General features: G+C 38.1%; 7 protein-coding genes. 6 read left to right on the top strand and 1 reads right to left on the bottom strand.

What is annotated here, in order from left to right:
• Positions 1-280 precede the first annotated feature (280 nt).
• The 3 genes from exbB to A1D25_RS09115 are packed head-to-tail and all read left to right on the top strand — an operon-like array spanning position 281 to position 2013.
• Positions 281-733: a TonB-system energizer ExbB gene (gene exbB, locus A1D25_RS09125; protein ID WP_157395374.1), complete on the top strand. Its 453-nt coding sequence runs from the start codon at positions 281-283 to the stop codon at positions 731-733.
• Positions 734-777: 44 nt separating this feature from the next.
• A complete protein-coding gene (gene exbD, locus A1D25_RS09120) occupies positions 778-1164 on the top strand; it encodes a TonB system transport protein ExbD (protein ID WP_157395373.1) in 387 nt (128 codons plus the stop codon).
• Positions 1165-1173: 9 nt separating this feature from the next.
• Complete coding sequence (locus A1D25_RS09115) at positions 1174-2013, top strand: energy transducer TonB (RefSeq protein WP_157395372.1); 840 nt, start codon at positions 1174-1176, stop codon at positions 2011-2013.
• A gap of 111 nt (positions 2014-2124) precedes the next feature.
• On the opposite strand, the gene ppc is transcribed toward A1D25_RS09115, so the two are convergent.
• A complete protein-coding gene (gene ppc / locus A1D25_RS09110; RefSeq protein WP_157395371.1) occupies positions 2125-4764 on the bottom strand; it encodes a phosphoenolpyruvate carboxylase in 2640 nt (879 codons plus the stop codon).
• 686 nt (positions 4765-5450) lie between these two features.
• Between ppc and ftsN the strand changes: the two genes are divergently transcribed.
• The 3 genes from ftsN (at position 5451) to A1D25_RS09095 (ending at position 7976) form a co-directional block, all read left to right on the top strand.
• The gene (ftsN, locus tag A1D25_RS09105) at positions 5451-6245 is read left to right on the top strand and encodes a cell division protein FtsN (RefSeq protein ID WP_157395370.1); all 795 of its coding nucleotides are present in this window, start codon (positions 5451-5453) and stop codon (positions 6243-6245) included.
• Between the two features lie 13 nt (positions 6246-6258).
• Entirely contained in the window at positions 6259-6579 is a 321-nt protein-coding gene (locus A1D25_RS09100; RefSeq protein ID WP_157395369.1) for a DUF2322 family protein, read from the top strand.
• Between the two features lie 113 nt (positions 6580-6692).
• On the top strand, positions 6693-7976 hold the full coding sequence (locus A1D25_RS09095) for an NAD(P)/FAD-dependent oxidoreductase (protein WP_157395368.1): 1284 nt from the start codon (positions 6693-6695) through the stop codon (positions 7974-7976).
• Positions 7977-8226 lie beyond the last annotated feature (250 nt).

The raw sequence follows: 8226 nt of genomic DNA, 5'->3' as shown, positions 1-8226 counted from the left end.
CGAATGAAAAAAGACTTTGTCAATAATCTGAGATCCCCTGATTAAAGGGGATTCAGACTGATGACAAACCCTAATTTGTTGTATTCAATAAACGGACACACGCAGTGTGTCCCTACACAACAAAATAAAATTTGTTATTTTTCAATTGGTTATAACTTTTCTTGTAGGGACGCCACGCTGGCGTCCGAATGAAAAAAGACTTTGTCAATAATCTGAAATATATTTACATATATTTGCTAAGTTTATAGATAATTTTACGCTAATTAAGGAATTAATTTTTATGGAACAACTATTTCATTTTTTACAACAATATATCGATTATATCATTTTAGGTTTACTTGGATTGATGAGCCTGATTCTGTTCGCTAAGATTATTGAACGTATCTTATTCTATCGTAAGGTAAACGTTACTAGTTATGAAACCTTACAAGAACTAGAGATTGATTTAACTCATAACTTAACAACCATTTCAACGATTGGTTCCAATGCTCCTTATATCGGCTTATTGGGTACAGTAATTGGTATCCTTTTAACGTTCTACGAGTTAGGGCATTCAGGCGGTGAAATTGATGCGGCCTCTATAATGGTGCATTTATCTTTAGCACTTAAAGCAACTGCCGTGGGTATTTTAGTGGCGATTCCTGCGATGATGTTCTATAACGGTTTTGGACGTAAAGTAGAAGAAAATAAACTCAAATGGCAAGCACTAGATGTGCGTAAATCGCGTAGTTAAGCGGTTATTTTTACGAATAAATTTACCATTTGAGAGAAGAAATTATGAAAAAGTTTGATGAAATCAATATTATTCCTTTCATTGATATTATGTTGGTTTTACTTGCGATTGTACTTGTTACAGCTTCCTTTATTTCTCAAGGAAAGATTCAGGTAAATGTACCAAAAGCCTCAACGACTCAAGCGATGAAAGCGGATGAACTTGCTAAATTATTGACTATTACAGAAAATAACGAGTTCTTCTACAACGATAAACCAATCACTAAAGAGATGCTGAATAGTGAGATTGCAACTTGGGACAAAACACAAAAAGTAACCTTAAAAGTAGATGGTGCAGTCGCATTTGAGAAATTTGTTGAGCTGACAGATTTATTAGCTGCCAATGAGATTAAAAATGTTGCGATCGTAACGAAGAAAGAAAAAGCAAAATAGGGCGAGAAAATGGAAAGAAAATATTCTCGGGTTGGCTTTGTTGTTTCTTTAGTAGCACACAGTGCTTTATTTTCGAGCATTTGGTGGCTTACTAATCAACCAAAACCTGAACGCCCAGTCGAAGAAGTAAGTAGTATTTCGATGGAAATGATGGCTGCATTGCTAGAGCAACCGACTGTTGCAACAGCTCCTGAGAATGTTGTAGAAGAAAAGCAGCCTGAGCCAGAACCTGAACCAGAAGTGGAAGAGCCAGAACCAATTCCTGAGCCAGCAAAACCTATTGAGCCCCCAAAACCGAAAGAAAAACCAAAAGAAAAGCCGAAACCAAAAGAAAAACCAAAGCCAAAAGAAGAGAAACGTAAAGAGCCTGAGAAACCAAAAGAAATTAAGAAACCGGTTAAGGCATTGGAGAAAGCGCCTGAAGTGAGACAAGGGATTGTAGCAAAAGCAGTGCCCGCTCCAATTCAGAGCAACAATATAAAACAAGGCACTTTGAATGGCTCTACGGCATCAACAGCAACAACTGGAACATCTAGTGGTTCTGGCTCGAGTGCTTCGGGCAGTGAGATTGGGGCGTATAAAGCACAATTACAACGGGCTTTACAGCAACGAGCTCAAAATAGCTATCCACAAAGAGAAAGAATGATGCGTAAGACTGGTGTTGTTACCTTAGCATTTTCAGTGTCTGCATCAGGGCAAATCACTAATGTGAGTGTTATCAATTCATCTGGAAATAGTAGCTTAGACGCAGCTGCTGTAAAAGCAGCACAAAGTACCAAAATGAATTCCTCACCGCCAGTTGGTTTCCCAACATCATTAACTGTGCCAGTAAGATTTAATATAAACTAGGCGTTCTATTACAGCTAGGCTTTTGCCCTAGCTGTAATATGCCTTTTGAGGGGATGTAAAATCCTCAATCCCTCAATAAATTGGACATACTTTTAATGTATGATTTCTATTCTACCCTGTGTTACGCATACCTGCCGCAATACCTGTGATGGTAATCATCAAGGCTTGCTCAAGTGCTGGATTTGGGCTATCGCCTTGGTTGCGTAAACGATGTAGCAATTCAACTTGAAGTAGGTTAAGTGGATCGGTATATACATTGCGTAGTGCAATAGACTCTGCAATCCAAGGAAGATCTGCCATTAATTGTCCTTCGTGTGCAAGGGAAAGTACCGTTTTAATATCCGCTTGTAGTTGGCTACGCAGTGATTTCCCTAGATGGTGTAGTTTTTCAGGCACTAACCGTTGATCGTAATGTTCTGCCAACCATAAATCCGTTTTACTGAATACCATCTCAAGCATACCGATACGAGTTGAAAAAAACGGCCATTGCTCACACATCTCTTTTAATAAAGATTCATTGCCTTGTTCAATTAGCTGACGAAGTGCTGCACCAGCCCCTAACCAAGCAGGGAGCATTAAGCGGTTTTGCATCCACGCAAAAATCCACGGAATAGCACGCAAACTTTCAACGCCGCCATTTGGGTTACGTTTTGCAGGGCGAGAACCCAACGGTAATTTTGAAAGCTCTAATTCAGGTGTTGCAGCACGGAAATAAGGGACGAAATCAGGCTCTCCACGCACAATATTGCGGTAGATTTCACACGAGATTGCAGAGCCTTGATCCATTACATTTCGCCACGTTTGTTGGGGCTCTGGTGGTGGGAAAATGTTGGCTTCTAAAATTGCACTGGCATAAAGATCTAGACTTTCTACGGCAACGGCAGGTAAGCCTAATTTGAAACGGATCATTTCGCCTTGTTCGGTTACACGCAAGCCATTTTTAAGCGATCTTGGTGGCTGTGAAAGAAGTGCAGCGTGTGCTGGTGCTCCGCCACGCCCGATTGTACCGCCACGTCCGTGGAATAAAGTCAGTTCAATATTGAATTTTTCACAGAGATTTACTAAGGCTTCTTGTGCACGATATTGTGCCCACGATGCAGCTAGCATACCCGCATCTTTGGCTGAGTCAGAATAGCCGATCATTACCATCTGCTTGTTGTTGATTACACCACGATACCAACCGATATTAAATAGGCTAGTCATTACTTTTTCACAGCGATCTAAGTCATCTAATGTTTCAAAAAGCGGGGCGACAGGAATGGTCATTTGACAACCTGATTCTTTCAATAATAGGTGTACCGCTAATACGTCAGAGGCTTCACGAGCCATTGAGATAACATAGGCTGAAATAACCCCTTCAGGCTGCTCTGCAACTACTTTACAAGTTGCTAAAATTTCTTGTGTTTCAGGGCTTGGTGTCCAGTTGGTTGGAATTAGCGGACGGCGAGAGCTTAATTCACGAACGAGAAAGGCTTGTTTATCATCTTCCGTCCACTGTGAATAGTCGCCTAAACCAATATAACGTGTAATTTCAGCAATTGCCATTGCGTGACGAGTGCTTTCTTGACGGATATCTAAGCGAGATAAACCTAAGCCAAAGCAACGCACACGACGTAAACAATCCAGTAAGCCACCATTAGCGATAATACGCATTCCACATTGGTGTAGCGATTGATAACAGTCGTAAAGTGGTTCCCATAATTGTTCATCTTGCGTTAAGATCTCTGAAGGATCAACAGTGAGTGTTTTACCTTCCAATAATTCACCGTAATAAGTTACTGTTTTAGTTAATTTAGCTCGTAATGTTTTCATTAACACACGATATGGCTCTAAATGGTCGCCATATTTAGCACTAAATTCGGCAGTACAGCTGATTACTGAGAGTTCATCGGCAAGAGATTTAATATCTTCTAAAAATAGCTCTGCAGCTTTCCAGCGGTTCATTCTTAATACTTGGCGTGTTGTTTCGGCAGTAACAAATGGGTTTCCATCTCGGTCTCCCCCCATCCAAGAAGAAAAACGAACAGGGGCTAAACCAACAGGATGCTGTACGCCAAAGTTTTTCTCTAAATGGAAGTTTAGTTGGCGACAAAATTCAGGAACTGCTTTCCATAAACTGTTTTCAATGACTGCCATTCCCCATTTAGCTTCATCAACAGGTGTTGGGCGTTGGGTACGAATTTCATTTGTATGCCAAGCGAGAGCGATAAGTTGCATTAAACGGCGTTTTAGCTTAGTTGTTTCTTTTTCTGTTAAATCATCGTGTTCTAAGCGGCTTAAACAGCGGTTAATTTCAACGTGTTTATTGACAAGTGAACGGCGAGTTACTTCGGTTGGGTGAGCGGTTAAAACTAAATCAATTAACAGTTTTTCTACGGTTTCGATCACTTTTTCTGCTGGCACATTTTGTGCTTTCAAACGCTCAAATAATGTGCCTAATGAACGTTCACCTAAAGACGCATCTTGGCTATGGCGAGAAATAGTTTGGTATTGTTCGGCAATATTGGTGAGATTTAAAAATTGGCTAAATGCCCGAGCCACTGGAATGACATTTTCTGTTGAGATATTGGCGAGAATATCAAGTAATTGTTCTCTGGCTTTTTCATCACCGCCACGAGAGGCACGAGAAAGTTGTCTAATATTTTCAATAAGTTCTAAAATTTCGTTACCTTGAGCATCACGAATGGTTTCGCCCAAGAAATCCCCTAACATATGAATATTATTACGCATTGATTCATAAAGTTGGCTCATAAAAGTCTTCCTTCTTTTTAGGTAAATTCACTGGTGATAGATATACCTAAAAAGAAAGAAGATAGCAATATAGATTTACTTTTTTTAATGAAATAAATAAGAAAAATTTATTATTTCTCAAAGTTTACTGTTATAAATATGTTACGAGTATATTTAACGTGATAGGGGGGCAGTGAGCAGATCTCTTATTTGTAATTTCTACTTAGGATAGGGAGATGATTGTTATTCATTTTTTACTGTATGAGGATCGCCTTATCTTTGTTTTTCATTCCCTATTTTCTATCCACAAAAGTTGTGGATAACTTTGTGGATTATTTTTGTGAAAGTCACCTAAACCTTTATAAATACTAGCATCTTTGTTACCAATTTACAATTGGTCGTAAAATAACTTCTTATTTTAAATCAATATGTTAAGTTTTTTCTAGATCTGGGTATTAAAAAAAATTCCAAAAATAATGATAAAAATACTTGACAATCACGCCCTGTGAACAACTCTATATTTTATAAGGAATTTATTCTAAAAATCTGCCCAAGTAGATATATGATGAAGCCCATAATTAGGGAAAATAAATAGGAATAACAATATATCATTACTCTATGAATGAGTTATCAATAGCTTATAGCCAAAAAGTGAAATTTTTAGTACCATTAAAGAGTAACAAATTATTTTTTAATTCAGAGGTTGTATGCCAAATCGTGATTATGCAGTACGTTCAAAGAGAAAGAACAATGGAAATAAATTTCTTATTTTCATTATCATTATTCTATTGATTATTTTGAGCGGATTGGGATTGCTTTTTTTAGCAAAGAATTCAGATTCTCCAGCTCAAGTGGTTACATCTGTGGCTCAGCCATCTCAACCTAAAATCACTTTGCCGAGTCGTCCAGAAGAAGTATATAGCTACATTCGTGATTTAGAAACTAGGGAGGTACCTATAGATCAGAATGCAAAATTAGCACAGATAGCAAAAGAGCAAGACTTAAAGATTGCTCAGCAAAAAGAGGCGGAAAAACGTAAATTAGAGCAACAAGTACAACTTCAACAGAATACGGAGCATAAGAGTACGGAGCATAGCCTAGAATCAACAGAGACAGCTCCAGAAAATTCACAAGAAGCGTTAACTAAAAAAGCTGAAGAACAGAGATTAGCAGAAGAACAAAAGAAACAGCAAGAGCGAGCAAGAAAAACAGAACAACTTAAGCAGGACAAAGCTAAGGTTGAGTCGTCAAAGGATGTAGTAAAACCAGTTGATTTACCAAAACCAAAAGGTAAATTTGGTCTACAATGTGGAGCATTTAAAAGTAAAGCTCAGGCAGAAAATATGCAGGCTCGTTTAGCGATGGCAGGTTATAATGCCAGAATTAGTAGTAGTTCAGATTGGAATCGTGTTTTTGTCGGACCAATCGGTGATAGGGCGGCTGCTTCAGCTGCTCAATCAAATGCTAGAAGTGTTGCAGAATGTTTAGTTATTGGTATGTGATTTGGGATAAATTATGCAATTTAAAGAGAATTTAGCTACATTTCCTGATATTTCACATCTAGATGGTTTAGATGTAGTTGATTTAGAAGGAAATATTATTCACCATATTCCAGCTGTTGAAGGAAAGTTAGGATCGTTAAAATTATACAATGCATTAGCAACCAAATTTGGTGGGCAGTTAAATAAAGATTCTGCACAGCAAGGATTGGTATGGTTTGCAGAATATGTAGATGATGCTAGATTAAATATCGGTAAGCACCCTAACATTGATCTGCTATTCAATGTTATTGAGCAAGATCATATTTTCGTGTTGAAAGAGATTAAAAAAATATAATACTACAAAGTAGAGTTAAGGCTTTTTCTGAAATAGCTTTAACTCTATTTTATTAAGTGTATAAAAAGGCTACAATCCCACCTAATCTTTTATTTTATATCTCGGAGCAAATTATGCAGACTATTGTTGTTGTCGGTGGCGGAGCTGGCGGATTGGAACTTGCCACTTATTTAGGAAATAAACTCGGCAGAAAGAAAAAGGCAAATATTATTTTAGTTGATAAAAATATTAGTCATTTATGGAAACCATTACTGCACGAAGTGGCAACAGGCTCATTAGATGATGGGACTGATGCACTGAGTTATCGTGCACACGCCAAAAACCATTCTTTTGAATTTCAACAGGGAACATTAACTGAAGTGAATTCAGCTGAGAAATTCATCACTCTTGCACCGATTTATAGTGAGAAACAAGAGTTACTCGTAGCAGAGCGTAAAATTTCTTATGATAAATTAGTGATTGCTATTGGTAGCCGTTCAAACGATTTTGGCACACCTGGTGTGGCGGAGCATTGTATTTTCTTAGACAGTTCAGAACAGGCAAAATTATTCCATCAACGAATGATGGAGCTGTTCCTTAAATTCTCGAACAACAATGAAAAAGAAGTGCATATTGCGGTTGTAGGCGGTGGGGCAACAGGTATTGAATTATCTGCAGAGCTTTATAACACAGTTAAAAATTTAAACTCTTATGGCTATGGTAAATTGAATAACACTAGCTTGAGAGTTACTCTGCTTGAAGCTGGAGATCGTTTATTGCCAGCGTTGCCAGAACGTGTTTCGGCATCTGCAATTAAAGAATTGCGTGAATTAGGTGTAAATGTAATGACGAATACTGCGGTAGTAGAAGCGACAGAAAATGCACTTATCACTAAAAATGGTGAGAAAATTGAGGCTGATTTAATGGTTTGGGCTGCTGGCGTAAAAGCATCTGAGATCACAACAAAATTTGGTTTTGAAACAAATCGTCTTAACCAAATTACAGTAAAAGATACTTTGCAAACTTTAAGTGATGATTCCGTTTATGTTATTGGAGATTGTGCATTTCTAATGCAAGAGAATGGTAAACCTGTACCGCCAAGAGCACAGGCAGCACACCAAATGGCTTCTGCTTGTGGAAAAAACATCATCGCACAACTAGAGAGTAAGCCGCTTAAGCCATTTATTTTTAATGATAAAGGCTCATTGGTATCTTTTTCTCGTTTCGGCACTATTGGTAGCCTAATGGGAAATCTAACGAAAGGATCTATGTTTATTGAAGGAAAAATTGCGAGAATGGCATATCTTTCTTTATATAGAATGCATCAAGTTGCATTGCACGGTTGTATTAAAACAGGACTGATAATGCTAGTTGGACGAATTAACCGATTCCTGCGTCCAACGATGAAGTTACACTAAATATTATAAGGGGAAATGATATTTCCCCTCAGATTATTGACAAAGTCTTTTTTCATTCGGACGCCAGCGTGGCGTCCCTACAAGGAAAGTTATAACTAATTGAAAAATAACAGATTTTATTTTGTTGTGTAGGGACGCCACGCTGGCGTCCGTTTATTGAATACAACAAATTAGGGTTTGTCAGCGGTCTGGACCGACTAAAACAGTCGGTTTTTTATTGCTGAAAAAAAACCAAAGGCATAAGATATTC

The sequence above is a fragment of the Ursidibacter arcticus genome, assembly GCF_009761375.1.
Taxonomy (GTDB): Bacteria; Pseudomonadota; Gammaproteobacteria; order Enterobacterales; family Pasteurellaceae; genus Ursidibacter; species Ursidibacter arcticus.
This window is presented reverse-complemented; position numbering and strand designations above follow the sequence as displayed.